The sequence below is a fragment of the Actinoplanes sp. NBRC 101535 genome (assembly GCF_030269225.1).
GTDB classification, from domain to species: Bacteria; Actinomycetota; Actinomycetes; order Mycobacteriales; family Micromonosporaceae; genus Actinoplanes; species Actinoplanes rectilineatus.
In genome coordinates, this window is record NZ_BSSY01000015.1 from 106,962 (window position 1) to 133,775 (window position 26,814).

Here is a 26,814-nt window from a genome sequence, read left to right on the forward strand (position 1 = left end):
CCCGAGACCTTTCGTCAGCGTGCCGGAACAGCCAGGATCTGACCGGGAATGATCCGGTCCGGGTTGGACAGGACGTCCCGGTTCAGTGCGAAGATCTCCGGCCAGCGGTTCGGATCGCCCAGCTCGGCACGCGCGATCCCGCTCAGCGTGTCGCCGCGCTTGACGGTGTGCAGGCGCGGAACCGGTCCGGACGGCCGGGCCGGCGGCAGCACGAACACCTGACCCGGGAAGATCCGGTTCGGGTCGCGGATCGCCGACCGGTTCAACAGGAAGATCTCCGTCCAGCGGTTGCCGTCGCCCAGCTCCCGCTCGGCGATCCGGAACAGGCTGTCACCCGCCTTGACGGTGTACGTCCGCGGCGGCTGCGTCGCCCCCGGCAGCACCCCGGCCAGCCGCAGCAGGTCGGCCAGCTCGAACGTGCCCGCCTTCGCCGACGGCAGGGTCGGCTGCCAGGACGGCACCTTCAGGATCGAGTCCTCGCTGCGCCGCACCAGCCCGACCAGCACCTCCGCGACCAGCGTGCTGCCCACCGGCCCGAGACGCGCGCCGTCGTGGAAGTGCTTCGCCTCGGCGAGCACGTAGTACCAGAGCGGGGTGCGGGTCTCGAAACCGCCGGCGGTCAGGGCCGCGGCCTGGTCACCGCCGCCGGACGCCGCCAGCACGTCGTCCTTGCTCAGAACCGCGAGACCCAGGTGGTGCGCCAGGGCCTGGCCGGTGGGCAGGCGCAGGCGATAACCCCGCAACAGATTGCGTACGGCCAGACGAGCCGCCAGATCCGGCGTCTCCGTCTGGCCGTCCACGGTCTGGAGGGCGAACAGGGCCTGGTTGCCGACCCGGGCGAGACTGGTGTCGATCTTGCGAGCCTTCTGGGCCCGGTCACCGATGATCCGTTCCCACTGGATGATCCAGTTGTCCGGAAGAGTGTCGGACCCGCCCAGCTGCCCGCCCAGCGCGGTGAAGGTGAACAGCAGCTGCAGCGACGCGCGCGGGAAGTTCAGGTTGAAGTCGTAGCTGCCCCGCACCATCGAGTGCCCGAACCGGTAGGCGCCGACCGAGAACTCCAGCGGCATGAAGAACGACGGGGAGAACGGGTCGTACCAGCGGTTGCCCTTCTTCACGATGTCGTCGACGATCCCCGGCTCACAGACGAGCCGGAGGAAGTCGCGCACCACGATGTGCTGGTAGTGCTGGCGCAGCACCCGCCGGGCCCCCTCGAAGGAGAGACCGGTGTCGACGAGCCGGTTGTGCGCCTTGAGGAAGGCGACGTGCAGTTGCGCGATGATCAGGTTCTCGTCGTTGCGCGGATCGCCGATCAGGGCCGCCCGGTCGTGTTCGATGTCCGCGCTGCGCCCCTCCCGGGGCAGGTCGTTGTCCCGGCCCTTGTCCGGGACCGGCTTGGTGACCCCGGTGTCGGCCCCGGCGTCGGCGACCGGGCCGACCAGCAGCTTGTTGCGGTTCGCCGGGTCACGCGGGGCGGGCTCGCCGTACACGCTGTCCAGGTCCAGGGTGGCGGTCCGGCGGTTGCGCAGCGCCTTGCGGACCAGCGCCTGCGGCAGCGGCGACATCGCCGGGTCGAGCAGCTCCCTCATGGTGCCCGAACCCGGTTGCTGGATCTCCAGCGTGATGTCGTGGTCGACGAACTGCCCGAAATAGGTGTACGCCGCCGGAATCGGGCTGTCCGGCCCGGTGTCCGGGTCGGCCATCGCGGTGCCCAGCGCGGCGAGCCGGGCCGGGGTCTGAGCGGTCTGCTCGACGAGGTTGGCCTCGTCGTCCTGCAGTCCTGGGAACAGCAGGTCGAACCTTCCTGTCGGCGGTGGGCCGGAGAGCGCGAACAGCAACGGTGCCCGGGTGCTGAGATCGGCGAGGTCGTCGCGGGCGGCGTTGATCTGGTCCTCGGTGATGGGGCGCCCGTGTGGGAGACGCGGCATGGTGGAACCCTTCCCTGCGGAGACGGCAGGGCCGGCGAGACGGCGTCGCGACGGCCGGGGGGCCCACGAACGGTGCTCTGCGGGTCACGCTAGGCAGCCGGGTCAAGAGATGGAGACGGGTGCCCGACACACCGGGGTGCCGTTTCTGCCGATGGGTGCTGCTTCTCGTCGCCGGGTGCTGCTTTCGTCGATGTGGTGCTGCTTTTCGTCAATGGGGTGCTGCTTTTGTCAACGGGTGCGCAGGCCGTCGAAGGCCAGGGTGGTGACCATGGCGGCGATGGTCTCCGGGGCGCCGCGATCCGGGCGATACCACTCGACCAGCGAGTTGACCATGCCGAACAGCAGGCGGGCGGCGACCGCCGGATCGACGTCGGCCCGGACGCCGCCCTCGGACTGGGCCTCGCGGACCAGGTCGGTGACGCTCCGGTCGAACTCGCGGCGCCGGGCCAGGGCGTGCAGCTCCGCCTCGGTGTTGCCGTGCACCCTCAGCAGCAGGGTGACGAACTCCAGTCGCCCGGCGAGGACCAGCACACTGCGGCGGATCAGGTCCTCCAGCCGGGCGGCGGCGGGGGCGGCGGTGGCGCGTACCTCGGCGGCGGCCTCCTCCAGGCCGCCCAGTGCCCGGTCCACCGCCATCGTCAGCAGCTGCTCCTTGCCGCTGACATGGTGGTAGAGGGCCGACTTGGTGATGCCCAGCGACTCGGCGATGTCGAACATGCTGGTGGCGTCGTACCCGTGGGTGTTGAAGAGGCGGACCGCGGCGGCCAGCACGGCGTCGAGGTCGTGGCCGGGCCGGCCACGTCGCCGTGTTGTCGGAGTTTCCACAGGCTGAATCTACCGGGACTTGAAATACTGACCGTGCGGTTGGTAAATAAGAGGGGAGCTGTTTCTTCGTGTGCTCCCTGCTTGTGTGCTCCCTGTTCGTGTTGTTCCGGCTCGTGTTGTTCCGGCTCGTGTTGTCCCTGCCTGTCGCCGTCGCATCGGAGCGAAGATGACGAACCCCGCAGAGCTCTACCGCACCCACCGTGAGCTGCTGGACCGCGCTGTTCAGGCGGCGGCGGAGCGGGACTTCTGGTCGGCCTTCCCGGAGTCGCCGAGCAAATCGGTCTACGGCGAACAGGCCGCGCCGGCCGGCGAGCGCGCGTTCACCGCGCTGCTCGGCAAACCCTTCCCGATCGAGGTTCCCGGCGCCTCCGGCAGCGTCACCACCGAGCGCTCCCCGTGGGGGCTCGAGCTCGGCGTCAGCTATCCACGGGCCGATCCGCTCGCCCTGATCGCGGCGGCCCGTGCAGCCGTCCCCGGCTGGCGAGCCGCCGGACCCGAGGGCCGCGCCGGGGTGGCCGCCGAGATCCTGCGCCGGATCAACGCCGCGACGTTCACGATGGCCCATGCCGTGCAGCACACCACCGGGCAGGCGTTCGTGATGGCGTTCCAGGCCGGCGGGACCCATGCCCAGGACAGAGGCCTCGAGGCCGTGGCGGTGGCCCTCGCGGCGGCACGGCGTACCCCCGCGGTGTCGGCCTGGGCCAAACCGCAACGCGGCGCCGACCCCCTCAGCCTGACCAAGACCGCGACCATGGTGGGCCGCGGCGTCGCCGTGGTGATCGGCTGCACCACCTTCCCCACCTGGAACAGCTATCCCGGCCTCTTCGCGAGCCTGGTCACCGGCAATCCGGTGATCGTGAAACCGCACCCCGGCGCGGTGCTGCCGCTGGCCCTGACCGTCAAGATCTGCCGGGAGGTGCTGGCCGAGGCGGGGCAGAACCCGGACGTGGTGACGCTGGCGGCCGAGGAGCCCGGCGACGGCATCGCGGCGACCCTGGCCACCCACCCCGACGTGCGGATCGTGGACTTCACCGGGTCCAGCGAGTTCGGCGACTGGCTGGAGGCCAACGCGCGGCAGGCCGTCGTCTACACCGAGAAGGCCGGGCTCAACACGGTGATCCTCGATTCCACCGCGGACTACCGCGGTCTGCTGCGCAACCTGGCGTTCTCGTTGTCGCTCTACAGCGGCCAGATGTGCACCACCCCGCAAAACCTGCTGATCCCCCGGGACGGCATCACCACCGACGCCGGTCGGCGCACCCCCGACGAGTTCGGCGCCGACCTGGCCGCGGCGCTCGGCAAGCTGCTCGGTGATCCGGCGCGGGCGGCGGGCACGCTCGGGGCGATCGTCAACGACGGGGTGCTGTCCCGGCTCGGCGAGGCGTCCGCGACCCATCCGGCGCTGCACCCGTCGGCGGCCGTCGACGACCGGCAGTTCCCCGGCGCGACGATCCGCACCCCGCTGGTGGCGCGGCTCGACGCGGCCGACGAGAAGGTCTACACCCGGGAGTGGTTCGGGCCGGTGTCCTTCCTGGTCACCACCGACTCCACCGAGCACAGCCTGCAGATCTTCACCGAGACGGTCCGCACGCACGGCGCGCTGACCGCCCTCGTGCACACGACGTCCCCCCAGGTGATCGAGGCGGCCCGCGAGGCGGCGCTGGACGCCGGGGTGCACCTCTCGGAGAACCTGACGGGCGGCGTCTTCGTCAACCAGACCGCGGCCTTCAGCGACCTGCACGGCACCGGGGCCAACCCGGCGGCCACGGCGGCGCTGACCGACGAGGCGTTCGTGACCGGCCGGTTCTTCACGTTGCAGTCACGCCGGCACGGGGATCCGGCATGACTGTCTTCGAGCGGGCCCTGGCCCGGGACCAGCGGATCGAACCGCGGGACACGATGCCGGACGCCTACCGCGCGACGATGATCCGGCAGATCGCCCAGCACGCCCACTCCGAGATCATCGGCATGCAGCCGGAGGGCGAGTGGATCACCCGGGCGCCCAGCCTGCGGCGCAAGGCGATCCTGCTCGCCAAGGTGCAGGACGAGGCCGGCCACGGGCTGTACCTGTATTCGGCGGCCGAGACCCTCGGCGCGGACCGCGGCGACCTGACCCGGCGGCTCATCGAGGGCCGGCAGAAATACTCGTCGATCTTCAACTATCCGACGCTGACCTTCGCCGACGTGGGCGTGATCGGCTGGCTGGTCGACGGGGCCGCGATCTGCAACCAGGTGCCGCTCTGCCGCAGCTCCTACGGGCCGTATGCCCGGGCCATGATCCGGATCTGCAAGGAGGAGTCGTTCCACCAGCGCCAGGGCTACGAGTTGCTGACCACGATGATGGGCGGCACCGCGCAGCAGCGGGCGATGGTGCAGGACGCGGTCGACCGGTGGTGGTGGCCCTCGCTGATGATGTTCGGCCCGCCGGACGGCGCCTCACCGAACACCGCCCAGTCGATGGCCTGGAAGATCAAGCGGCACACCAACGACGAGTTGCGGCAGCGGTTCGTCGACATGACGGTGCCGCAGGCGTCCGCGCTCGGTGTGACACTGCCCGACCCGGAGCTGCGGTGGAACGAGGCCCGGGGACAGCACGACTTCGGCGCGCCGGACTGGGACGAGCTCAAGCGGGTGATCTCCGGGGACGGGCCGCTCAACCACCAGCGTCTCGCACGGCGGCGGCAGGCCGATGCCGACGGGGCCTGGGTGCGGGAGGCCGCGGCGGCGCACGCGGCCCGGTCATCGTCAGGGGGGACCACATGAAACACGAGTGGCCGTTGTTCGAGGTGTTCGTGCGGGCCAAGCGGGGGCTCAACCACGTGCACGTGGGGTCGCTGCGGGCCGCCGACCACGAGATGGCGCTGCACCACGCACGGGACCTCTACACCCGGCGCAACGAGGGCGTCAGCATCTGGGTGGCCCGCTCCGACCAGATCGCCGCCACCGATCCGGACGAGAAACCGGCGTTCTTCGAGCCCAGCGGCGACAAGGCCTACCGGCATCCGACCCACTACGTCATCGCCGACTCCGTTCCGCACATCTGACATGGGATTCGACGACGCGTACGACGCGCTCACCGACCACGACGACGACAGCCGCTGGGCCTACGGGACGGGGTTCACCGACCCGCTCGCCGGGGTGCCCGCGGACGTGCCGGACGGGGTCTCCCGCGCCGACCTGGCGACATACGCCCTGATGCTCGGCGACGACGCGCTGATCCTGTCGCACCGGCTGCAGCAGTGGGTGACCCGGGCGCCGGAACTCGAGGACGAACTCGCGCTGGCGAACATCGCCCTGGACCTGCTCGGGCAGGCTCGGCTGCTGCTCTCCCGGGCGGCGGCGGTGGCGGGCACCGGCAGCGAGGACACCCTGGCGTTCGGACGGTCGGCGGCCGAGTTCCACCACGTACGCCTGGTGGAGCGGGCCGACGCGGACTTCGCGCAGTTGGTCGGGCGGCTCCTGGTGTTCGCCACGTGGCGGCTGGCGCTGCTCGACCGGCTGACCGCCTCCCGGGACCCGGTGCTCGCGGCGGTCGCGGCGAAAGGCGTCAAAGAGGTCACCTACCACCGGGACTACGCAGCGCAGTGGGTGGTGCGGCTCGGTGACGGGACCGCTGTGTCGCGGGAGCGGATGGTGGCGGCGGTGTCGACGTTGCGGCCGTTCCTCGGGGAGTTGTTCGTGGCCGGCGAGGTGGAGTCCCGGTTGGGCGCGGGTGGGGTCGCGGTCGATCCGGGCGAGGTGCTGGCGGAGTGTCGCGCGGTGTTCCGGCAGGTTCTGGCGGCGGCGACGCTTGATCCGGATGGTCTTGACCCGGGTGACGGTGATCCGGGTGGGACCGGGCGAGACGGGGGTGAGCGGGCCGACCTGGTGGCGATTCTTGAGGAGATGCAGGGGTTCGCCCGGTCGGTGCCGGGAGGTGTGTGGTGAACGGTGCGGTCTCCGCGGACCGGGTGGTGGCGGGGGTGGTGGACCCGGAGCTGCCGATGGTGACGCTCGTCGAACTGGGCGTGGTGCGCGAGGTCACTACGGAACGGGAGCGGGTCGTCGTGACCGTCACGCCCACCTACTCGGGGTGCCCGGCCATGGAGGTGATCCGGGCGGACATCCGGGCGGCCCTCGAGCAGAGCGGATTCACGGGGGCGGTGGTGCGTACCCGGCTGGCGCCCGCCTGGACCACCGACTGGATCAGCGCCTCCGGGAAACGGAAACTCGCCGCGGCGGGCATCGTCCCGCCCGGGCCTGCGCCCCGGCGGGCAAGCGGTCCGGTGCCGTTGACCCTGAGGGTGCGACCGCCGGCTGTCGCGTGTCCCCGGTGCGGGGCGGCGGAGAGCGAACTGATCACCCGGTTCGGGGCGACCGCCTGCCGGGAGCTGCGGCGATGCCCGGACTGCCGGGAGCCCTTCGAACACATGAAGGAGATCTGAGGTGGCGGCCCGGGGATTCCATCCGCTGACGGTGGCGGCGATCGACCGGCTGTGCGCCGACGCGGTGGCGGTGACCTTCGCGGTGCCCGGCGAGCTGCGGGAGACCTTCACGTTCCGGCCGGGACAGTCGCTGACCGTGCGGCGCGGCGAGGAACGCCGGACATATTCGATCTGCGCGGCGGCGGGGTCGGCGCCGCGGATCGGGGTACGGGAGGTGCCGGGCGGGCGGATCTCCGGGTGGCTCGTGCGCGAACTCCGGGTGGGGGACGTGGTGGAGGTGGCGCCGCCGGCGGGGACGTTCACCCCGGATGTGGCGGGGGGCGGGCGGCATGTGCTGATCGCGGCGGGGTCGGGGATCACGCCGGTGCTGTCCATCGCGGCCTCGTTGCTGGAGTCGGCATCCGTGGCGACCTCCACGTCTTCCGGGGCGGCTTCGCCGGAGTCGTTTTCGCCGGGGGTGGCCGTTACTGATCAGCCCGCGGTGCAGGTTTCCCTGTTCTACGGGAATCGGCGGGCGGACACCGTGATGTTCGGTGAAGAACTGGCCGACCTCAAGGACCGTCATCCGGACCGGCTGGAGATCGTGCACGTGCTGTCACGGGAGCCGCGGGAGAGCGAACTGTTCAGCGGGCGGCTCGATGCCGAGCGGCTGGGCGTGCTCCTGCCGCTGATGGTCGACGTTTCGGCCGTCGACCACTGGTGGCTGTGCGGACCGTACGCGATGGTGACCGACGCCGCGACGGTGCTGGCCGCGGCCGGGGTCGACGCGGAACGGGTGCACCGGGAACTGTTCTGGGTGGACGAGGCACCACCCGAACCGGTCCGCCCCGAGGATCGGGTGATCACCGGTGGGTGCGAGGTGACCGTGCTGCTGGACGGCCGGTCGACGAGCGTACCGGTCGAACCCGGGACGACCGTCCTCGACGGCGCGCAGCGTGCCCGGCCGGACCTGCCGTTCGCGTGCAAGGGCGGCGTGTGCGGGACGTGCCGCGCCAAACTGGTCGACGGCGAGGTGACGATGCGGCGCAACTTCGCTCTGGAGGAGGCGGAGCTCGCCGCCGGCTTCGTGCTGACCTGCCAGTCCGTGCCCACTTCCGCAAAGGTGGTCGTCGACTTCGACCAGTGACCCTCATACTGTCGGGCTTCGGGCTCGGCATCATGAGTGGTGCGTGGATCCCCGCCTGCCGGCAGCGATGAGTGACTTTGGATCTCGCCAGTCTGAGACGCCCACCGGCATCGGGGTCCGCCGGTGGTCAGCCCATGGCGATCCAGACGTCGTCCAGGTCGCCGTGGAACTGGTCGTTGTCGCCGTGGGCGCTCTTGCCGCCGATGCTGAGCGGGTCGTCGTTGGTGATGCTGAGGGCGGCGGGCACGGCCACGCTGCCGCGCGGGTTACCGTCGATCAGGACGGTCAGGGTGCCGGCGTCGCGGCGGCATTCCAGACGGTGCCAGCCGCCGTCGGCCACGCCCAGGTCGGCGACCGCGATGCGTACCCGGCGGTCCGCGTCGCCGACCAGGACGCAGCTCGGGTGGCCGGCCCGGCCGTCGACCTGCAGCTTGTACTGGCTTCCTTCGGCGGAATAGCCTTTCTGCAGGATGTTCTGGCCGTTGCTGGTGTTCCGCGGGGAGAGCCGGACCATCGCGCCGAACCGCAGGTTCTGCCGTCCCGGATTCAGCTTGTCCTTCGCCGGGGCCCGCAGGACCAGGCGCGGGCACGGTTCGGTGGTGCACGGGTCGGGGAAGCGGACGGCGTGGCCGCCGTCGCGGGCCACGAAAGCCGGCTTGGCGCGGTTGCCGGCCACCGGCTGGAGGTGCTGGGCGTTGCCGGTCAGGTCGGTCCAGGCCAGAGGCGGGACACCGTCGAAGGCGTACCGGGCCATGGTCACCGGCGGGGGCGTGGCGGGCGCCGGGCTCGACGGCACCACCCAGACGGTGCGGCGGGCGGTGTCCGGGCGCACGACGGTGGCGGTGGCCAGGGCGGCGATACCGAGGGCGGCGAGCACCCCGAGGAGTGCGGTTCGGGGAGCAGACACGTCAGAACAAACGGATCTGCGCCCGCTCGGATTCGGCCGAAAAAGCCTAAAAAGATGAAAAAACCGGAATCTCCAGCCTGTGCCGGAGATCTATGACCGCTTTTGATAGCTACGAGCTACGAGCTACGAGCTACGAGCTACGAGCTACGAGCTACGAGCTACGAGCTACGAGCTACGAGCTACGAGCTACGAGCTACGAGCTACGAGCTACGAGCTACGTGGTCTCTGGTCGTGTGGCTATGGGGGCGAACGGTGGGCGCCATGACGACTCGACTGTAGCGCCCGCGGAACCGTACGGAACGGAACCGGCGGCCCGGTGCGGAACGGGAGCCGGGCCGCCGGGAGGGAGGGAGGGAGGGAGGGAGGGAGGGAGGGCGTGCCTCAGGATTTGAGCTTGGCCAGCGCGAAGATCTGGCTCTCCGGCGGGGTCCCGGCCGGCGTGAACTCCACCGTCTTGATGCTCTCCACGTGGAAACCGTGGCGTTCCAACAGGGCCGCCAGGTCCGGTTCCAGATAGCCGGACACCTTCACCGGCACGCCCAGGAATTCGACCGGCGCGCTGTCCAGGTCGAAGTTGACCATGCCGATGGCGAGGTGGCCGTCCGGCTGCAGCCAGCGTGCCACCTTCGCGATCGTCGTCTCGATGTCGGCGCGGCTCAGCATCAGCAGGGAGAAGAACGCCGTCACCGCGGCGAACCCGCCCCGGTCCGCGCCGAAGTCGTCCGGCAGCGCGGCGAAGTCGGCGTGGACGAACTCCGCCTCCGGCACCTGGGCCCGGGCCAGCGCCAGCATCCCCTGGGAGATGTCGACACCCACTACCTGGTGATCGGACGCGGTCAGGATGGCGGCGGTCGGTACGCCGGTCCCGCAGCCCAGGTCGAGCACCGTCGACGCGGGCGGCAGCAGGTCGGCGAGCTGGGACACGAGGGCGTTCTGGAAGGGGTTATGACTGTGTTCGTTCTGATAAAGCTCGGCTAGCTGATCGAAAACCTCCATGCTCAGCGACCGTAGCCCACCACGGTCCACCGTGGAAGATCAATCGAAGTGTGTGATGCCTTCCGCCGCGATCCGCGCGTCCAGCAGGGTACGGTCCAGGTTCGCGCAGATCACGATCGACGCCCCGGCGGTCAGTGGGGACATCAGCCAGGTCAACGGCTCCTCGGAGGCTGTCGCGTCGATCAGCAGCCGGTCGCCCGGCCCGATACCGCGGTTCCGGGCCACTTCGGCGGCGACCACGCCGTACTCGCCGTAGGTGGTGCCGTCGACCGTCGCCACCTCGCGCAGGCCCACACCGTCGGCCGGTGGGGGCGTGCCGAGGTGGTCGCGGACCACCGCCGGGAAGTCGCGGTAGCCGTGCGGCACGTCCGGTGTCGGCGCGCCGTGCGGGGCCAGTCCGAGGACGAATCGGTGCGGCGCCTCCGGCACGTCCTCCAGCCAACTGCCGACCCGGCGCCGTTCGACGAACACCGCGTCCAGTGGCGGTCCGGTGTCCGGGGCCAGCCCGGCGGTGCTCCAGCCGCGGAACGCGACCTCGATGCCGGCCGCCCAGGCGCCGAGCAGCACCGCGGCGGTCTGCCAGTGCGGCGGGAGCAAGACGCCGGCGCGGCTGCCGCGGGCCAGGCCGCACTCGGCGGTGAGCAGCGCGGCCGTGGCGGCCGTCCAGGAGCCCAGCTCTCCGGCGGTGAGCCCGGAGCGTTCCCCGGTTGCGTCGTCGTAGTACGTGATCAGTTCGTGGCTCATCGCGACCACACGATAGCGCCGCCGTGGCCGGGCGGGAATCACTCGTGGCGGGGATCAGGCGGCGTCGATCCGGATCCGGTCCCGGGCGGCTGTCGCGTACTGGGCGAGCAGATGCACGGTGCGCGGGCCGGCCTGTCCGTCGACGGGCAGGCCGGTGCGCTCCTGGAAGTAGCGCACCGCCTCGGCCAGTTCGGCGTCGTCCGGCCCGATCGTCACCCCGAGCGTGGCGAACAGTGCCCGCAGCTCGTCCGGATCCGCGGACGGCGCGGTCTCGCCCCATCCGATCAGGCCGCCGACGGCGCTGCCGACCACGGTGAGCATTCCTCGTGCGGACATCGCGACCTCCTTGATGCTGTTGGTGCTCTCCAGCATCGCGACAGGTTCTGTGCCCGGCATCTGACATTGGTCTCTACCCGCTGTGCGTTACTCCCTCTTTCAGCCGATGCGCGGATCGGCTATAGCGGGCTGTCAGCCCACGCGCAGGGAGCGCACAGCATGATCACCGGGAGTAGTGCGACCCCAGTTGGTGATCAGGGCGGCCCAGGTCAGCGGCCCCGCCTCCGCGCCGGGCTGACCCGGGCCCGCGGCGGGCTCCCGGTGCTCACCGGGAGCCGACGTGCGGATCGCCGGCGGCCCGGTGACGGTGGGGCCGAACGGGCGGCGTTCGACCAGGGTACGGGAGGTGTGGGGGAGTTCGGAGGACACGACGTTCGAGACGTGGGGCGAGAACACCCGGACGACCCTAGACCTCGCTGACGGACACGCCGTGCGGCGCGCCGAAGCCACTCGGATGGGCGACCAGCGCCACACAGCGAAGTCACAGAGCGTTCACCGGTCGGCGACAATCTCGGGGCGCACTGTCGTTCTCATGACCGACCTGCTGACGCGCCCCACCGGCAACGCCCCTCGCACCGAGTACTCGGTGGCCGACCTGCCGCCGCTCCCGCCGACCCACATCCCCCCGATGATGGTCCGGCCGCCCCGCGACCCCCGCTGGAAGCGCCGTCTCGCCGGCGGCGCCGCGGTGCTGGTGCTGGTGGCCGGCGGTGGCAGCGCCGGAGCGTACGCCACCGACCGCTACCTGGACGGCAGGGCCGCGCAGGCTTCCGTCGCGGGCACCACGGCGGGTGCGGTGACCGAGGGTACCGACCTCGCCCCGATCGTGGCGAAGGTGCAGCCCAGCATCGTGACCGTGCTGGTCGACGGCGCCCAGTCCTCGTCGCTCGGTTCCGGTGTGGTGCTCAGCGCGGACGGCATGATCCTCACCAACAACCATGTGATCGCCGAGGACGGTTCGGTCAGTGTCCGGTTGTCGACGGGTGAGACCGTGCCGGCGACCGTGGTGGCCACCGACACCACGCACGATCTGGCGCTGGTGCAGGCGACCGGTCTGTCCGGTCTGACGCCGGCAACGTTCGGTGCCGACGACAGCGTCGCGGTCGGTGACACGGTGCTGGCGTTCGGCGCGCCGCTGGGCCTGGAGGGCACCGTCACCTCGGGCATCGTGTCCGCTTTCGACCGTAGCCTGGACACCGGCGACGAGCAGCTCTCCGGCCTGATGCAGACGGACGCCGCGATCAACCAGGGCAACTCCGGCGGCGCGCTGGTCGACATGTCCGGCAAGGTGGTCGGCATCAACGTCGCCATCGCCACGTCGGGCGACAGCACCGGCAGCGTCGGTCTCGGCTTCGCGATCCCGTCGGACACCGTCACCAGCGTCGTCCGCAAGCTCGTCGCGCAGATCAACACCACCAATTGACCGGCGTAACTGCCCCAGTCCTTCTTTGCCGGGTACGCCGAAAGCCCACTCCCGTCCCCGCCACCACCCCGAGCCCCCCGGAGCCGAGCCCCCCGGAGCCGAGCCCTCGGAGCCGAGCCCCGCACGCCGAGTCCGGGCGCCGAGAGCGTCCGAACCGCACCATCGCCGAAAGCTGCGTGCCGAGTTCGGGCGTTGTGGACGCCCGAACTCGCCACAGCGGTGCCAGAGTGCAGCGGTGCCAGAGTGCAGCGGTGCCAGAGTGCAGCAGTGCCAGAGTGCAGCGGCGGCAGAGTGCAGCGGCGGCAGAGCACAGCGGCGGGACGGAGGCCGGTGAACCGGAGGGGTCAGCCGGCCAGGTGGCCCCAGCGGGATTCCAGGTCGGACCAGGTGCCCTGGTCCTCGGCGTGGCCGCCGATCAGCACGACCACCTTGTCGGCCTGGGCCAGCGCGGCCCGTTTCGACGTGGAGCCGACGACCGTGACGCCGTGCGAGCGCAGCGCCCGCCACAGCGCCAGCTCCGTCGTCACGTCCAGGGCGGACGAGACGTCGTCGGCGATCAGCAGTTCGGTGCGTGGGGCGAGGGCCCGTGCCAGCGCCAGCCGCTGCAGCTGACCGCCGGAGAGCCGGGTGCCCTTGTGGCCGATCAGCAGTTGCAGGCCGCCGCCGGCCGCGGCCAGGTCGTGTTCCAGTTGGGCGACCGACACCGCGTCGGCCGCGTCCACCTCGTGGCCCAGCTGGATGTTCTCGGCGACCGTGCCGGACAGCACCCGCGGCAACTGGGCCACGTAGCCGACCTGGTTGGGGCGCAGGAAGAGTTCCGGGTTGCGGACCTGTTCCCCGTTCCACTGCAGGTCGCCGGTGTGGTGCACGATCCCGGCCAGCGCCCGCAGCAGTGACGACTTGCCCGAGCCGACCGGGCCGACCACGAGCACCAGCTGACCGCGTTCGACGGTCAGGTCCACGTCGCGGACGCCGAGCGCGCCGTTCTCGTGGACCGCGCTGAACCGTCCGAGGCGCAGGGTGCGCAGCGGCTGCCGGGACGAGCCCTCGGGGGCGGGTGCGGTGCCTTCGGCGATGTCCACGCCGGGGACGTCCGACGAATACTCCGAGACGCCGGTCATGGCCACCGTCCGGCGGGTCCACACCTTCGCCGACGGGTAGTGCGACACCAGTGACGCCGTCGTCCACGCGAACCAGCGGGCCGAGCCCAGTGTGGAGACCGCGATCAGCGCCGCCGCCGCGGACAGCCCACCGGACAGGTAGAGCGCCCACACCCCGATCGGCAGCAGGCCGCTGGCGATGGACGGCGTCGACCGTGCCCACACCTGGATGGCGATCTCCCGGCGTTGCAGTTCGCTGCGGGTCGTGTCGAGGCCGGCCAGGTGGGCCAGCACCGGTTCGGTGGCGCCGGCCAGTTTGACCGTGCGCGCCGCGGACAGCGACGACACCAGTGCGGTGGCGAACGCCGCCCGGGCCGCGACGGTCTTGCGGGCCGCCTGCTCCAGCCGGGGGCCGAACAGGGTCGCGGCCAGACCGGAGACCAGCATGGTGCCGAGGAAGAACATCGCCGGGACCACCGACTGCGAGGCCGCGGTCATCGCGACCACGGTGAACAGGGCCACGCCGTTGTCGATCAGGTTGTCGGCGAGCATGACCACCCGCTCGGTGTCGCCGCCCTGGGCCACCACCTCGGCCGGGGTGTGCTTGCTGACCCGGCGCGGGCCGACCTGGCCGTTGACCAGGCGCAGGCTGATCCGCAGCATCTGCCGGACCCACCACTCCGGGAACCAGGCCCCGGTGTAGAACAGCGTCGGGATCAGCAGGATCAGCGCGGCGGCGATCCCGGCCGCCGGGTGGAGCGGGTTGCCGACGCCGTCGACCACGTCGGCCCAGAGCAGCGGCAGGATCGCGCCGTCCAGTCCGAACAGCACCATCAGCACGAAGAAGCCGACCGCGCCCAGACCGTAGCGGGGGTCGTTGGTGGCCAGCCGGGCGATCTCGCGCATGGTGCGGGCCGGCGGCGGGGCCGGCAGTGGCGGCGGCTCCACCGTGGGCAGGGGCCGGGCCAGCGCGTCCAGTCCCGTCTCTGCCGGCTGCGGGCCGGCCAGGGTGTCCCGTCCCAGTTCGGTCCGCAGGGCGGCATCCCAGTCGCCGCCGGAGACCAGCGGGACGCCGCCCGGGGACGACGTGCCCGGCGAGATGGTGCCCGGCGAGGAGGCGCCCGGGGAGGAGGCGCCCGGCGAGGAGGCGCCTGGTGCACTGTCCGCCACGGTGGCCGGCGACGGGACGGCGAGGGCACTGCTCGCCATCAGCTCGGCGAAGCGGCGGGACTCGCGCAGCGGGCCCTGTTCGAGGACGGCGCCGTCGGCGAGCACGATCACCTCGTCGCAGCGCTGCACCGAGGAGAGCCGGTGTGCCACGATCACGCCGATCCGGCCCTCGAGGAGCCGGTCGGTGGCCCGCTGCACCCAGGACTCGGTGACCGGGTCCATCCGGGCGGTGGCCTCGTCGAGGATCACCACTTGCGGGGCGCGGACCAGGATCCGGGCGAACGCCACCAGCTGTTCCTGGCCGGCTGAGAGCTTGTGGCCGCTCTCGCCGAGCCGGGTGTCCAGGCCGTCGGGCAGGCCGGCCGCCCAGCCGGTCAGGCCCAGCTCGTCGAGGGCGGCACCGGCCCGGGGCAGCAGCTCCGGGTCGAACAGGGCGATGTTCTCCGCCAGGGTGCCGGCCAGGATCTCGGTGCGCTGCGGGACGATCGCGGTCCACCGGCGCAGGCCCTCGACGCCGATGTCGTTGATGTCGACGTCGCCGAGGAAGACCGTGCCGCGGGGCACGTCGACCGCCCGGGTCAGCACCTTGGCCAGGGTGGACTTGCCGGAGCCGGTGCGCCCGATCAGTGCGTAGGACCGGCCGCGGGCGAAGGTGGCGCTGACGTCGCGCAGCGCCGCCGGGCGGCCGGAGTCGGCGTTGCCGTAGTGGAACGTCAGGCCGCGGACGACCAGGTCGCCGTCGGCCGGCGGGACACCGTCGACGGGTTCCTGCGGCACCGCGCTGAGCAACTGCACCCGGCCCCAGGCGCCCAGCGCGTTCTGCAGCTCGGGGACCATCCGGGTGACGTGTTCGAGGGTGCCGCCGAAACCGAGGGCGAGCAGCCAGACCGCGGTCAGCCGGGCGGTGCCCAGGTGGCCGGTGGCCAGCGCCCACGCGCCGCCGACCACCAGGCCGGCGATCAGCATGCGGGTGATCGCGCCGGCGGTCATCGTGATCCGGGACGCGGAGCGCCAGACCCGGCGGCCCCGGGCCAGCACCTCGGCGGCCCGTTCGGCGAAAAGGCGGCGCACGTAGGGCGCGGCCAGACTGGTCCGGACGTCGTCCTGCCCGTGCACCGCCTCCTCCATCACGGCCGCGAGGTCGGACCAGGCCTCCTCCTCGGCGATGCGGATCGGGCCGATCCGTTGCACCGGTTTGTTCATCACCGCGAAGAGCAGGACACAGACCGCGATCATGGCGAGGGCGGCGGGCCACCAGACGAAGAACGTGGTGGCGATCGAGAGGGTGGCGACGGCGAGCGACTGGGCCAGGCGGACGCCGGCGTTGCGCAGCTCGGAGCCGACCTGGTAGACGTCGGAGTCGATGCGGTCGAGCAGCTCGCCGACCGGGGTGCTCTCCAGGGTCGGGATGTCCTGACCGAAGGCGACCCGGTTGAGCCGTCGCCGGGCCCGGGCCGCCCAGTCGGCGGTCAGGCGGGCCGCCACCAGGCCGACCGCGACGTCGCTGAGCACCGCGGCGACCAGCGCGACCGCCAGCACGGTGAACAGGGTGGCGGATCGGTCGACCAGCACCGGGCCGGCCAGCGCCAACGAGGCGGCTGAACCGGTGGCGCCGATCACGATCAGGATCGCGGTGATCGTGGTGCGACGTGGGCTGGTGGCCCATAGGTCGCGAAGCAGGCGCATGACAGGGTCCTCCGGCGGGGATGAGAGGCGGTGCCCTCATCCTGCTCGGCCGCCGGAGGACCGCTCAACCGGTTTATTCCCGGCTTTTCACCCGGCGCGCAGGGTCAGCAGCGTGATTTCGGCCGGTGCGAAGATGCGGAACGGCGGGCCCCAGAACCCGGTGCCCCGCGACGTGTAGAGCTGGGTGCGCTCGGAATGCCGGGACAGGCCCTGCAACGCCGGCTGGTCCAGCCGGACCAGATAGTGGAACGGCCACATCTGGCCGCCGTGCGTGTGCCCGGACAACTGCAGGTCGACGCCGTGCGCGACGGCGCCGCCGATCTGGGCCGGCTGGTGCGCCAGCAGCAGGATCGGCAGGTCCGGGTCGGCGCCGGCCAGCGCCGCCTCGTGGTCGGCGTGGTGCCCCGGCAGGCCGGAACCGGCCGCCGTCCGGTCGTCGACCCCGGCCACCACGAGCGAGTCGCCGCCCCGGGTCACCACGATGTGCCGATTGTGCAGGGCGTCCCAGCCGAGCCTCGTCATGTGCTCGACCCAGCCGAGGGCGCCGCTGTAGTACTCGTGGTTGCCGGTGACGTAGACCCGGGCGTGCTTCGCCTCGATGTCGGCGAGCGGGGCGGCCATCGAGAGCCGCTGCGCCACCTCGCCGTCGGCGATGTCACCGGTGTGCGCCACCACGTCCGGCTCGAGGGAGTTGACCACCTCGGTCACCCCCTGCGACCACCGCGTCCGGTCGATCGGGCCGTAGTGCGTGTCGGTGATCAGCACCACCTTGAGACCGTCGAGGCCGGCACCCAGACGGTCGATCGTGACGTCCACCCGGCGGACGCGGGCGACACGCATCGCTTCCGCGTACCCCCACAGGAGCAGGGGGATCGCGATCAGGAGGACCACCGCGGCGATCACCCGGGAGCGCAGCGGATCGGCCACCCCGGCCAGGCGCAGGGCCAGGCCGGCGACCTGACCGATCACCGACCAGGTGAACAGCACCCAGGCGACACCGAGCGTGGTGTCCGCCACCCGGGACGCGGCGTCGCTGTGCGCGGCGCCGTGCCCGCGCATCATCAGCACCGGGAAACCCGCCGCGGCCAGCACGAACAGGGCGGTGCCCGCCGCGAACACCGGGACCGGCCAGTCGCCGGACCAGACCAGCGTCGCCCACGGCACGCCGAACAGCAGCAGCACCACCGCGACCAGAACCACACCGAAACCGGCGGCACGCGACGCGCGCCCGCGCGGCTCGACCTCGACCGCCTCACCCACAGACATGAGCGCAAGCATGCCACCGCCGTGTGACAGAAGCCTTACGGGTACGTCGGATCGAGGACTCCCCGGTCGTCCCGGCCGTCGGGGCGGCGCAGCCTGGGGAGGCATCGACCACACGGGGGACACGGATGAACGGGCATTCGGGTCCGGTCGGGCTTCTCGCCGCGGTGCTGGCGCTCGCGCCGGCCGGCGCCGGTGAGACGTCCGGGCCGGGCTTCGCGGGGGTGACGGTGGCGACCGGTCTGTCCGGTCCGCGGGGGCTGGCGTTCGGTGAGTCCGGCGAGCTGTACGTGGCCGAGCGCACCGGGGTCGGCGTCGTCGGGTTCGACCGTTCCGGCCCGGCGCCGCCGTCGTGGTCGGCGGTCGCGGCCCGGGAGGCGGCCGACCCGCTGACGGCCGCCGGTCCGCGACGCGGCCGGGTCGAGGTGACGGCGGGGACGGTGTTCCGGGTGGGTGTCCGGGGGCGGCTGACCGTCGTCGCGCGTGCCCCGGCCGGTGCGGTGGCGGTGGCGCAGGCGCCGGACGGCTCGGTCGTGGTGGCCGCGGCGACGAGGGTCTGGCGGATCGAAGCCGGTGCACCGCCGCGCGTCCTCGCGGACGGTTTCCGGTCGATCGTGGATCTGGCCTGCTCTCCGGAGGGGGTGCTCTACGTCCTGGACAGCACGGCTCTGCTGGCCGTCGGCCCGGGTGGGCGGCGGACGACGGTGGCGTCCACCGGACTGGTGTCGCCGGGCGGGCTGGCGGTCCGGGGGCGGTTCGCCTACGTGACGGTGTGTGCCGGTTGTCCGGTCGGTGGCACGGTCGTCCGCATTCCCCGATAGGTCAGCGGGGCACCGATCGGCCGGCGTGGGGGGCGGTGAGTCGCGATACGGCCGGTGGGCGCGCTGCGGCCTCGGCCCGGCACGTGGTCGCGGGCAGCCACGGGCGGTGCGGGTGGAGCAGAGGGCACGGGCGGGGCGGTTCGGCGCGTACCCCCGAAGGAAGCGGGGGAGGGGGTCCTGGCCGGACCCCCATCCATGGCTCAGGAGTTGAGCAGGCCCAGGCGCAGGCCGGCGACGCCCGCGGGGGAGAGGGGACGGGCGGTGGCGCGGCGCAGGTCGGTGCGGACCGAGTCGGGGAGTTCGTCACCGAGGGTGCAGAGCGCCGGGTAGAGGTCCAGGACCTGGCGGTGCGAGAGGGCTCCGGCACCGATGAGCAGGCCGTTGAGGGCGATCGGGCTGGTGGCGAGTTCGGCGCAGAGTTCGGAGCGCCACGCCGGGTCGTGCACGTGGTCGGCGAACTCGCGGGCGATCCGGTTGCCGGACGGCGCGCGCAGGCCGAGGGAGGTCTGCCGGAAGCGGGCGACCGAGGGGGCCAGCCGGCAGGCTATGCCGAGGCGGCGGGCCAGCTGGGGTACGGTCAGGACCTCCAGGCCCTTGGCGCAGCGCTCGCACAGCCGTTCGTAGGTCTTGGCGTGGATCACCGAGGCGGGCCGCTGGCAGGCGCCGTCGAGGCCGCAGATCGGGTCGAGGATCACCTCGGTGAGGGTGCCCTCGTGGTCGAAGCGGCCGACGGCGAAATAGGTCGCCGGCGCGGTGCGGTAATGGGCCAGGGCGGCACGGGCGCTGACGTAACCGTCGGCGTCGACGCCGATGCGTGGCACACCACTGTCGGTGTGCAGTTGGATGAGCCGGAACATGGTGCGCGCTCCCCGAGGTTAGAGCGGTTGCGGTGACTCCCTCCGATACGTCTCCGATGCGATAAAGGTTCAGACATCACGGTGAGTTGCCGATTCGTGACGTCGTAAGCGCAGGCCGGAGGGCCGGAAGGCGTCGAACGTTACTCCGCGTAGTGTCTGATCGCCAGGGGCGAGCGTCACGGAAGCCTGGGCGAACGGGGGAGGCAATCGGGTGATTCCGGTTGGTAGGCTTCGGCGCCGGTAAAGGAAATTAAGGGGAGATATCGGTGGTGGGGATTCGGTGACCGACTCGGCGACGCAGGCCTGGACCACACTGCCGGCACTGATGTACCACTCGGTCTCCTCCGTGGCCGGCCCGCTGCGTGATCTCGCGGTGCCGCCGGAGCGTCTCGCCGAACAGCTCGGGGCTCTCACCGCAGCCGGTTACCGCCTGGTCGGCCTGACCGAGGCGCTCGACCTCCTCGGCGCCGGCAGCACCGAGAAGATGGTCGCGGTCACCTTCGACGACGGCTACCGCGACTTCGTCACCGCCGGGGTCCCGGCGCTGACCGCGGCCGGTGCCGGCGCCACCCTCTACGCCTCCGTCGGGCACCTCGGCGGGTACGCGGGCTGGCTGGGCCAGTGGTCGGCGGACTTCGGGCCGATGCTGACCTGGCAGGAGCTGGCCGACGTGGCCGCCGCCGGGATCGAGATCGGCAACCACAGCCTGATCCACCACCCGCTCGACGTGCTCACCCCGGCGCAGCTGCGCGACGAGGTGGTGCGCAGCCACGACGAACTGGAGCAGCGGTTGCAGGTCAAGGTGCGCTCGTTCGCCTACCCGCACGGCTACAACAGCCGCCGGGTGCGCGAGGTGGTCGCCGCGGCCGGGCACGACAACGCCACCGAGGTGGGCCGCAGGCTGCACACCCCGGGTGAGAAACGGCTGGCCGTGCCGCGCTTCCAGCCCACCCCGGACCACACCGGCGCCGACCTGGTCGCCTTGGTGGAAGGCGGCGGTTCCACCCTGGTGCCGACCCTCAAGCAGGCCGCCCAGCCGGGCTGGCGGATGGTTCGCAGACTCGCCCGCAAGGCGGGCCGGAACCTCACGTGACGACGCCGCACGGGCACCGGCGTCCCTCGTCGGGCATCGGACGGCGCACGCTGCTCGGCATCGCCGGGCTCGGCGTACCCGCCGCGGCCATCGGCGCCTACCAGATGCGGGCCGCCGGGGCGCCGGAGATCGTCGACCCCGCGCCGAGCGCCCCGTCGGCGGCGCCGAGCGTCACCCCGTCGCCGTTCGCCGACGCCGATCCGGACCAGAAGCTCGGCGGCACCGTGCCGTACCGGGCCGGCAAGGCGATGCGCGGCTCCTACCTGGGGCTCAAGGGCAAGACGTACGCCGAAGCCCTCGCCCTGCGCAAGAAGCAGCTCGGCCGCACCGAGCGGATCGTGCACGTCTTCTACGCGTGGGAGGACCGGCTGCCGACGTCGATCCCGTACCTGCCGAAGAGCGCCGTTCCGCTGGTCTCCTGGCGGGGTGCGAAGTACAAGAACATCCTCAACGGCAAGTCGGACGACCTGATCGCCGCGGCCGCCCGCCGGATCAGGGCGCTCGACCAGCCGACCCTGCTGCGCTGGGGCTGGGAGATGAACGGCCACTGGTACGAGTGGGGCGGCAAGAAGAACGGCGACGACCCGGACGGCTACGTCGAGTGCTACCGCCGGCTGCACAGGATCTTCGACGAGGAGGGGGCGGACAACGTCTCCTGGGTGTGGAGCCCGAACTGGAACGCCAACCCGCAGGAGGCCTGGAACGCCACCGAGAACTACTACCCGGGCGACGACTACGTCGACTGGGTGGGCGTCTCCGGGTACAACCTGCACGAGGAGTCCCCGCAGACCCTGTTCGACGGGATCTACCAGGGATTCTCCGCCCGTAAGCCGATCATGATCACCGAGGTCGGGTCGATGGACTGGGGCGGCACCACGAAGGCCGACTGGATCACGGCGTTCACGAGGTATGTGCAGGAGCGCCCGGCGATCGGGGCGGTGGTCTGGTTCGACACCGACACCCACGAGAGCTACACCGAGGACTGGCGGACCGACACCGACGAGGCGTCGATCGCGGCGTACCGGGCGCTCGCGCAGAACGCCCGGTTCGCCGGCTAGGAACCCCAGAGCTCCCGGTAGACGTTCGACGACGCGGTGTTCGGCAGGCAGTTCCTGTCGTTCGGCCGCAGGATCGCCGACTGGTTGACCGTGCCGTCACAGCGCTGGAAGTACATCTCGTAGGCGAGCGTGTCCGCGTGCGCCGCGAACCAGTCGTGCATCCAGGTGATGAAGTCCGGGTTCTCCTTGCCGGCGTCCCCGGTCGGCACCACACCCCACTCGCCGACCGAGAACAGCTTGCCGCGGGCGCGCGCGAAGTCGTGGAGCCAGTCCAGGCCCTCCTGCGCGTCCGCGGTCCGCTCGAAGTCCTGCCGCGTCGGCGACCACGGGTGGTGGTCGTAGTTGTCGATGCCGATGATGTCGACGTAGTCGTCACCCGGGTAGCAGGTGGTGCTCAGCCCGCCGCACAGGTCGGCCGGCGAGTTGTGCGCGTTGATCGTCCAGTCCAGGACGACCTGCGGGTTCGTCGAGCGGATCGCGGTCGCCGCGTGCCGGTAGCAGTTGATGTAGTTCGCGGCGTTCAGGCCGCGCCAGGCCATCGTCGCCTCGTTCATCTCCCAGCCCAGGCGCAGCACCGAATCACCCCGGTTCTGCTTCACCATCAGGGTGCCGAAGTCGCGCCAGTACGCGTCGTACTCACCCGCGGCACAGCCGGCCACCAGGTTCTCGCCCTTGTCCGGCACCAGTGCCTGGGAGATCACCAGCACCCCGTCGAAGTCGGCGAAGTACTCGAAGGTCCAGGCGCTGCCGCGGGTCATCGACTCGTACGAGGTCCGGTCGGTGTACGTGTGCGCCACCGTGCAGCCCCGTCCCCGGGCGGTGCAGAACTCGGTCACCGACTTCGTGTTCAGGGTGGGGAAACCGTTGACGCCGGACAGGCCGTGGTCACCCGGCCAGGTGCCGGCCGCCTTGGGCAGGGCGATCCGGGTGCGGGCCGACCGGAGCGAGGCGCTGTCGGTGGCCACCGGGACGGGCGCCGCCACGCTGACCGAGGCGCTCGGCGTGGCGGCCACCGGCCGTTCGTCGTCCTTGCCGGTCAGGGCGGCCACACCGACGCCGAGGGCTACCACGACGACGGCGGCCGAGGCGATCCAGGCTTTACGAGCAGGGGTGGTCATGAACCCGTTTCTCTATTGAGCTGCGGCGGCAGCGATGATCACGGTGCGGAACGGGGAGGTCATGTCGGTGCCGCGGTAGAGGTTCGCGGTCACCCGGTCCTCGCCGGGAAGCGTGAACGGGCCGTCCCAGACGCCGTCGTCGTCCGGCGTGAGGACGTTGGTGGCGAGCTTCTCGCCGGCGGTGCCGATCAGCACCAGGGTCCACGGGCCGGCGGTGACGTCCAGGCCGGTGGCGGTGATCTCGACGGTCCGGTTGCCGTCGGCGCCGGTGCTCGGCGGCGGGGAGACGGCGAGGGTGGTGAGCTTGCTGTCGTAGGTCTGCTCGGAGTCGAGGAACGACCACCAGCCGATCCCGGAGATCAGCACGACGGCGAGGGCGAGCGGCAGGATGTCGCTCAGGATCCGCTTCTTCGTCCAGAACGGTGATCTGTCGGGTTCGGCGGTGGAGATCCGGACCGGCCCCGGCTGCAGGGTCTTGGCCCGGAACAGCGCCAGCGACAACCCCATCAGCGTCGCCGCCGCCGCGATCAGCATCCACGCGATCCGGTTCAGCGTGCCGCCCACCGCCCACACCGCGAGCCCGCCGAGCACCATCAGCGCCAGGCTCAGCGACGGGATCAGCACCAGACGTTCCACGATGCCGATGTCCCGGCGCCCCGGCCGGAAGATCGCCTCGACCAGCGCTAGACCCGGGAGCACCAGTGCGAGCGCCAGCCCGCCCGGCACCGACAGCGGCAGCGGGCCGAACATCACGGCCGCTCCGGCGACGACGGTCAACCCGGCGAGGACGCCGGCCCGGGCCGTGTTCACGAGGCTCCCAACTGGTAGATGCGGACCTTGCCGTTGTCGTAGATGCGGGACACGCTGGTGATCGTGTCGAACTTGTGCAACTGCAGTTCGGAGAGCGGCTCGGTGATCCGGCCGGCCATCGGGTCACCCTGGAAGTACGCGTCGTTGGACGGCAGCGCGTCGCCGAGCCGGTCGTCCACGACCAGGTAGCCGACACCCCGCGACCGGGCGATCTCCTGCTCGGTGCCGCCCCACGTGGTGGCGTAGAACAGTTCGCCCACCTCACGGACCGGGTCGGTCCGGCCGTAGGTCGACGACAGCGCCACCGCGGTGATGTCACCGCCGACCCGGGAGTCGTGGCTGAGGTTCGCCGCCTGCCAGAGGGCGGCCTCCACGCCGTACGCGTCGACCGACCGCTCGTACGCGGCGGGCAGATAACCCCCGGGCAGCAGGGCCGACACCGGCGGCCAGCCACCGGTCCGCGCCCCGACCATCAGCACCGTGATCAGTGCCGTGCCCAGGTAGACCTGGCCGGCCAGGCGGCGCCCGGTGGTCACCGAGACGCCGGGCGGCGGCACCGACAGCCAGCGCCGGCCGTTCTCGTCCTTCGGCGGGATGATCTGGACGGCGTACACGATGGCGATGGCCGCGATGATCGACATCGGGACGTAGGTGAAGGTGGAGAGCCGCCCGGCGATCTCCGGGCCGCCGGAGCCGAGGAACCGTGCGCCGTTGCCGGCGAAGAACACCGCGCCGCCGACCAGGGCCGCCCAGCGCCAACTGTCGCGGTCCTTGCGCAGCAGCATGTCCCGGGCCACCGCGAGGAAGAGCACCAGCAGGCCGAGCAGACCCGCGCCCTGCACCGCGAGCTGCGTCAGCGGCACCGGTTGCGAGGCGGTCGCCTCGGCGTTGCTACCGCCGAACATCGACTCCAGTGAGGCGATCAGGCTCTGCACCGGTGCCTCGAGGTAGGCGATGACGTCCTGCGCGACCAGCAGGATCCACCCGGTCACCACGGCCAGCGCGACGGCGGGCACCACCAGCGTGATCCACTGGCGGGGCTTCTCCAGCACCAGCTCCGAGACCGACAGCAGCAGCAGCGTCGCGACCAGCGCGAACGCCGTGACGTGGTGGCTGACCGTGGTCATCAGGATCCCGACCAGCGCCAGCGCCAGGAACTTGCGGCCACCGCCGGTCCGCCACCGCCGGTGTGCCCAGACCGTCATCATGAAGAACGGCAGCGCCGCGGTCAGGTACAGGAACATCGAGTTGAAGAACAGGTAGTGCATGGCCGTTGCGTACGTCACGCAGGACACCCCGGCCATCGCGGGCGAGTTGCTGGCCCGCAGCACGGCCGAGAACAGCATCCCCACGAAGATCAGGTGAGCGATCCCGGCCACGATCACCCCGGCGGCGGTGACCGGCAGACCGGTCAGCGACGAGATCGAGGCGCCCATCTCGGCCAGGCCCGGGAAGTGCACGGCCGGTGGCAGCGCGTTGTTCAGCCGGAACAACTGGCCGGACTCGGTGATCAGGGTGGTCGCCAGCCAGTGCTGCAACTCGTCCGGGAAGCGGAACTGATCCGGACTGTAGAGCCATTTCAGGAGATACTGGTTGGTCGCCAGACCGATCACCAGCAGGAACGACTCGGCCACCCCGGCGAGCCGGCTGAGCAGCCGGAACACCACCGGGGAGAAGACGATGATCTGGCCGATCCAGTAGGCGGTCATCGCCCATCCGGTGTCCGCGCGCCCGCCGCCGTAGGCCAGCGCCACGATCACCACACCCAGGCTGGAGAGCGCGAGGACCCAGGGCGCGTACCCCAGGTCGACCTGACTCGGCCGGACCGGTTTCGGCGCGGGCTTCGGCGAGGCCGGAACCCGGATGATGACGGTGTCCTCGCCGACCGAACGTTTGTCGACGGTGGCACGGCCGGCGGCCTTCTTCTTCGGCGCCTGCGGCAGCCGGATGATGACGGTGTCGTCGGCGCGCGGCTTGCGGGGCGCGTTCTTCGGCTTCGACCCGGGCAGCCGGATGATCACGGTGTCGTCGCCGACCGCGCGTTTGCGCGCCGGCGCCTCTTTGCCGGGGAGCCGGATGATGACGGTGTCCTCGCCGGCCGGCTTCTTACGGGCCGGTTTGCCCGGGGTCTTCTCGGCCGGCGGCAGTTTGCCGATCACGACGGTGTCGTCGGCGGGCTTCTTGGCCGGCGGGGGCGGGACCTGCTTGACCGGTGCGGTGTCGTCGGCGGCGGGCCGGTGCGGCGTGGCCTTCGCCGGGATCCGCAGGATCATCGTCTCGTCAGCCTCGGCCCGCGACGGCGCGGGCTTGGCGGGGGGCGCGGCCGGGGGGACATTCTTCGGGGGTACGCCCGGAGCCTGCGCGGGGGAGGCCGGAGCCTTGCCCGCCGGCGGGGTGGCCTTGGCGGCACCCGTCGCGGGCGGGGCCGCCCGTCCGAGGGTGGATCGTCCGGGCGCGGTCGGGTTCGGGGCCGGTGCGCCGCCGAGGGTGGATCGTCCGGGCGGGGTCGGGTTCGAGACGGGCGCGCCGCCGAGGGTGGACCGGCCGGGCGCCGTGGGGTTCGGGGTCGGTGCGCCGCCACGCGTGGATCGTCCCGGTGTGGTCGGGTTCGAGACGGGCGCGCCGCCGACGGTGGACCGTCCTGGCGTGGTCGGGTTTGCGGCGGGGACGCCGCCGAGGGTGGAGCGGCCGGGTGTGGTCGGGGCTGCTGTGCCGGGGGTGGCCCGGCCCATGGTCGACCGGCCCGGGGTGGTCCTCGCGGCCCCGGGCACGGCTGTGCCACCGGCCTCGGGCGGCGTCGCCTTCCCGGGTGTCTGCGGCTTGCCGGGCGCGGGCGGATCCGCCGTCGCGGGTGGGGCGGCCGGGGGAGTGGCCGCCTTCGCCGGGCCGGCTGTCTTCGCGGGTTGTCCCGCACCGCCCTGCTTGGTGAGCACGACGGTCTCGTCGGGTCGCGGATCCGCGGGCTTCGCGGTCGCTTCCTCCGGCGTCCGTTTCCGGTCGGACGTCGGCTGGTCCCCCATGAAAACAGCCTCCACAGCTTCTTCGAAGGTCGGGCACGATGAGGCGGTTCCACCACCGGGGCCGCCCGCGGTCACCCCCGGAATCGAGGATGCCAGTCGGCGGGCGGAA

General features: G+C 71.7%; 23 protein-coding genes. 10 read left to right on the top strand and 13 right to left on the bottom strand.

Going from position 1 to position 26,814, the window contains the following annotated elements; genetic code table 11:
• Positions 1 to 14 precede the first annotated feature (14 nt).
• Together QSK32_RS33130 and QSK32_RS33135 are read right to left on the bottom strand one after the other, a co-directional pair.
• Positions 15 to 1,928, bottom strand: a complete 1,914-nt coding sequence (locus tag QSK32_RS33130) for a LysM peptidoglycan-binding domain-containing protein (protein ID WP_285474066.1) — start codon at positions 1,926 to 1,928, stop codon at positions 15 to 17.
• Positions 1,929 to 2,156: 228 nt separating this feature from the next.
• Entirely contained in the window at positions 2,157 to 2,753 is a 597-nt protein-coding gene (locus QSK32_RS33135; protein WP_045748060.1) for a TetR/AcrR family transcriptional regulator, read from the bottom strand.
• A gap of 166 nt (positions 2,754 to 2,919) precedes the next feature.
• Between QSK32_RS33135 and paaN the strand changes: the two genes are divergently transcribed.
• The 6 genes from paaN to QSK32_RS33165 are packed head-to-tail and all read left to right on the top strand — an operon-like array spanning position 2,920 to position 8,303.
• Positions 2,920 to 4,599, top strand: coding sequence for a phenylacetic acid degradation protein PaaN (paaN, locus tag QSK32_RS33140; protein WP_285474067.1), 1,680 nt, complete (start codon positions 2,920 to 2,922; stop codon positions 4,597 to 4,599).
• Complete coding sequence (gene paaA / locus QSK32_RS33145) at positions 4,596 to 5,516, top strand: 1,2-phenylacetyl-CoA epoxidase subunit PaaA (RefSeq protein WP_285474068.1); 921 nt, start codon at positions 4,596 to 4,598, stop codon at positions 5,514 to 5,516. Before paaN ends, paaA begins: the two co-directional genes overlap by 4 nt.
• Complete coding sequence (paaB, locus tag QSK32_RS33150) at positions 5,513 to 5,797, top strand: 1,2-phenylacetyl-CoA epoxidase subunit PaaB (protein ID WP_045748057.1); 285 nt, start codon at positions 5,513 to 5,515, stop codon at positions 5,795 to 5,797. Before paaA ends, paaB begins: the two co-directional genes overlap by 4 nt.
• 1 nt (position 5,798) lies before the next feature.
• Entirely contained in the window at positions 5,799 to 6,680 is an 882-nt protein-coding gene (gene paaC / locus QSK32_RS33155) for a 1,2-phenylacetyl-CoA epoxidase subunit PaaC (protein WP_285474069.1), read from the top strand.
• The gene (paaD, locus tag QSK32_RS33160) at positions 6,677 to 7,177 is read left to right on the top strand and encodes a 1,2-phenylacetyl-CoA epoxidase subunit PaaD (RefSeq protein WP_281179153.1); all 501 of its coding nucleotides are present in this window, start codon (positions 6,677 to 6,679) and stop codon (positions 7,175 to 7,177) included. Before paaC ends, paaD begins: the two co-directional genes overlap by 4 nt.
• Position 7,178: 1 nt before the next feature.
• On the top strand, positions 7,179 to 8,303 hold the full coding sequence (locus tag QSK32_RS33165; protein WP_045748055.1) for a 2Fe-2S iron-sulfur cluster-binding protein: 1,125 nt from the start codon (positions 7,179 to 7,181) through the stop codon (positions 8,301 to 8,303).
• 127 nt (positions 8,304 to 8,430) lie between these two features.
• On the opposite strand, the gene QSK32_RS33170 is transcribed toward QSK32_RS33165, so the two are convergent.
• The 5 genes from QSK32_RS33170 to QSK32_RS33190 all read right to left on the bottom strand — a co-directional run bounded on the left by QSK32_RS33170 (position 8,431) and on the right by QSK32_RS33190 (position 11,682).
• Entirely contained in the window at positions 8,431 to 9,210 is a 780-nt protein-coding gene (locus tag QSK32_RS33170; RefSeq protein WP_285474070.1) for a LamG-like jellyroll fold domain-containing protein, read from the bottom strand.
• A gap of 381 nt (positions 9,211 to 9,591) precedes the next feature.
• Complete coding sequence (locus QSK32_RS33175) at positions 9,592 to 10,206, bottom strand: class I SAM-dependent methyltransferase (RefSeq protein ID WP_045746924.1); 615 nt, start codon at positions 10,204 to 10,206, stop codon at positions 9,592 to 9,594.
• A 39-nt stretch (positions 10,207 to 10,245) separates the two neighbouring features.
• Positions 10,246 to 10,950 carry a TIGR03089 family protein gene (locus QSK32_RS33180; protein ID WP_285474071.1) on the bottom strand — a complete coding sequence of 235 codons (705 nt, stop codon included), beginning with the start codon at positions 10,948 to 10,950 and terminating at the stop codon, positions 10,246 to 10,248.
• A gap of 54 nt (positions 10,951 to 11,004) precedes the next feature.
• Positions 11,005 to 11,322 (bottom strand): peptidoglycan-binding protein, encoded by a 318-nt coding sequence (locus QSK32_RS33185; protein ID WP_245674261.1) that lies wholly within the window; start codon positions 11,320 to 11,322, stop codon positions 11,005 to 11,007.
• 96 nt (positions 11,323 to 11,418) lie between these two features.
• Entirely contained in the window at positions 11,419 to 11,682 is a 264-nt protein-coding gene (locus QSK32_RS33190; RefSeq protein ID WP_045746923.1) for a hypothetical protein, read from the bottom strand.
• Between the two features lie 136 nt (positions 11,683 to 11,818).
• Here QSK32_RS33190 and QSK32_RS33195 point away from each other — a divergent pair, with 136 nt between their 5' ends.
• Complete coding sequence (locus QSK32_RS33195) at positions 11,819 to 12,709, top strand: S1C family serine protease (protein ID WP_045746922.1); 891 nt, start codon at positions 11,819 to 11,821, stop codon at positions 12,707 to 12,709.
• A 344-nt stretch (positions 12,710 to 13,053) separates the two neighbouring features.
• On the opposite strand, the gene QSK32_RS33200 is transcribed toward QSK32_RS33195, so the two are convergent.
• Positions 13,054 to 16,665 carry an ABC transporter ATP-binding protein/permease gene (locus tag QSK32_RS33200; protein WP_285474072.1) on the bottom strand — a complete coding sequence of 1,204 codons (3,612 nt, stop codon included), beginning with the start codon at positions 16,663 to 16,665 and terminating at the stop codon, positions 13,054 to 13,056.
• 87 nt (positions 16,666 to 16,752) lie between these two features.
• Positions 16,753 to 17,931 (bottom strand): metallophosphoesterase, encoded by a 1,179-nt coding sequence (locus QSK32_RS33205; protein WP_045746934.1) that lies wholly within the window; start codon positions 17,929 to 17,931, stop codon positions 16,753 to 16,755.
• Between the two features lie 125 nt (positions 17,932 to 18,056).
• On the opposite strand from QSK32_RS33205, the gene QSK32_RS33210 reads away from it, so the two are divergent.
• Positions 18,057 to 18,749, top strand: coding sequence for a hypothetical protein (locus QSK32_RS33210; RefSeq protein ID WP_285474073.1), 693 nt, complete (start codon positions 18,057 to 18,059; stop codon positions 18,747 to 18,749).
• A 200-nt stretch (positions 18,750 to 18,949) separates the two neighbouring features.
• Here QSK32_RS33210 and QSK32_RS33215 read toward each other — a convergent pair whose 3' ends face one another.
• Positions 18,950 to 19,606, bottom strand: a complete 657-nt coding sequence (locus tag QSK32_RS33215; RefSeq protein WP_285474074.1) for a hypothetical protein — start codon at positions 19,604 to 19,606, stop codon at positions 18,950 to 18,952.
• A gap of 280 nt (positions 19,607 to 19,886) precedes the next feature.
• Between QSK32_RS33215 and QSK32_RS33220 the strand changes: the two genes are divergently transcribed.
• Together QSK32_RS33220 and QSK32_RS33225 are read left to right on the top strand one after the other, a co-directional pair.
• Complete coding sequence (locus QSK32_RS33220; protein ID WP_285474075.1) at positions 19,887 to 20,699, top strand: polysaccharide deacetylase family protein; 813 nt, start codon at positions 19,887 to 19,889, stop codon at positions 20,697 to 20,699.
• Positions 20,696 to 21,757: a glycoside hydrolase family 26 protein gene (locus QSK32_RS33225; RefSeq protein WP_285474076.1), complete on the top strand. Its 1,062-nt coding sequence runs from the start codon at positions 20,696 to 20,698 to the stop codon at positions 21,755 to 21,757. The genes QSK32_RS33220 and QSK32_RS33225 overlap by 4 nt, the downstream gene beginning before the upstream one ends.
• Here QSK32_RS33225 and QSK32_RS33230 read toward each other — a convergent pair.
• The 3 genes from QSK32_RS33230 to QSK32_RS33240 are packed head-to-tail and all read right to left on the bottom strand — an operon-like array spanning position 21,754 to position 26,705.
• A complete protein-coding gene (locus QSK32_RS33230) occupies positions 21,754 to 22,875 on the bottom strand; it encodes a glycoside hydrolase family 26 protein (RefSeq protein WP_052721085.1) in 1,122 nt (373 codons plus the stop codon). The genes QSK32_RS33225 and QSK32_RS33230 overlap by 4 nt on opposite strands.
• 12 nt (positions 22,876 to 22,887) lie before the next feature.
• Positions 22,888 to 23,685, bottom strand: coding sequence for a DUF1616 domain-containing protein (locus QSK32_RS33235; protein ID WP_045746918.1), 798 nt, complete (start codon positions 23,683 to 23,685; stop codon positions 22,888 to 22,890).
• On the bottom strand, positions 23,682 to 26,705 hold the full coding sequence (locus tag QSK32_RS33240) for a putative glycosyltransferase family protein (protein ID WP_285474077.1): 3,024 nt from the start codon (positions 26,703 to 26,705) through the stop codon (positions 23,682 to 23,684). Before QSK32_RS33240 ends, QSK32_RS33235 begins: the two co-directional genes overlap by 4 nt.
• Positions 26,706 to 26,814 lie beyond the last annotated feature (109 nt).

Bases quoted from the DNA above. Each gene is read 5' to 3' on its own strand.
- QSK32_RS33240 (WP_285474077.1), bottom strand. From the start codon at position 26,705: ATGGGGGACCAGCCGACGTCCGACCGGAAACGGACGCCGGAGGAAGCG.
- QSK32_RS33130 (WP_285474066.1), bottom strand. From the start codon at position 1,928: ATGCCGCGTCTCCCACACGGGCGCCCCATCACCGAGGACCAGATCAAC.
- QSK32_RS33180 (WP_285474071.1), bottom strand. From the start codon at position 10,950: ATGAGCCACGAACTGATCACGTACTACGACGACGCAACCGGGGAACGC.
- QSK32_RS33195 (WP_045746922.1), top strand. From the start codon at position 11,819: ATGACCGACCTGCTGACGCGCCCCACCGGCAACGCCCCTCGCACCGAG.
- QSK32_RS33230 (WP_052721085.1), bottom strand. From the start codon at position 22,875: ATGACCACCCCTGCTCGTAAAGCCTGGATCGCCTCGGCCGCCGTCGTC.
- paaN (WP_285474067.1), top strand. From the start codon at position 2,920: ATGACGAACCCCGCAGAGCTCTACCGCACCCACCGTGAGCTGCTGGAC.
- QSK32_RS33210 (WP_285474073.1), top strand. From the start codon at position 18,057: ATGAACGGGCATTCGGGTCCGGTCGGGCTTCTCGCCGCGGTGCTGGCG.
- QSK32_RS33200 (WP_285474072.1), bottom strand. From the start codon at position 16,665: ATGCGCCTGCTTCGCGACCTATGGGCCACCAGCCCACGTCGCACCACG.
- paaB (WP_045748057.1), top strand. From the start codon at position 5,513: ATGAAACACGAGTGGCCGTTGTTCGAGGTGTTCGTGCGGGCCAAGCGG.
- paaC (WP_285474069.1), top strand. From the start codon at position 5,799: ATGGGATTCGACGACGCGTACGACGCGCTCACCGACCACGACGACGAC.
- QSK32_RS33205 (WP_045746934.1), bottom strand. From the start codon at position 17,931: ATGTCTGTGGGTGAGGCGGTCGAGGTCGAGCCGCGCGGGCGCGCGTCG.
- paaA (WP_285474068.1), top strand. From the start codon at position 4,596: ATGACTGTCTTCGAGCGGGCCCTGGCCCGGGACCAGCGGATCGAACCG.
- QSK32_RS33215 (WP_285474074.1), bottom strand. From the start codon at position 19,606: ATGTTCCGGCTCATCCAACTGCACACCGACAGTGGTGTGCCACGCATC.
- QSK32_RS33175 (WP_045746924.1), bottom strand. From the start codon at position 10,206: ATGGAGGTTTTCGATCAGCTAGCCGAGCTTTATCAGAACGAACACAGT.
- QSK32_RS33185 (WP_245674261.1), bottom strand. From the start codon at position 11,322: ATGCTGGAGAGCACCAACAGCATCAAGGAGGTCGCGATGTCCGCACGA.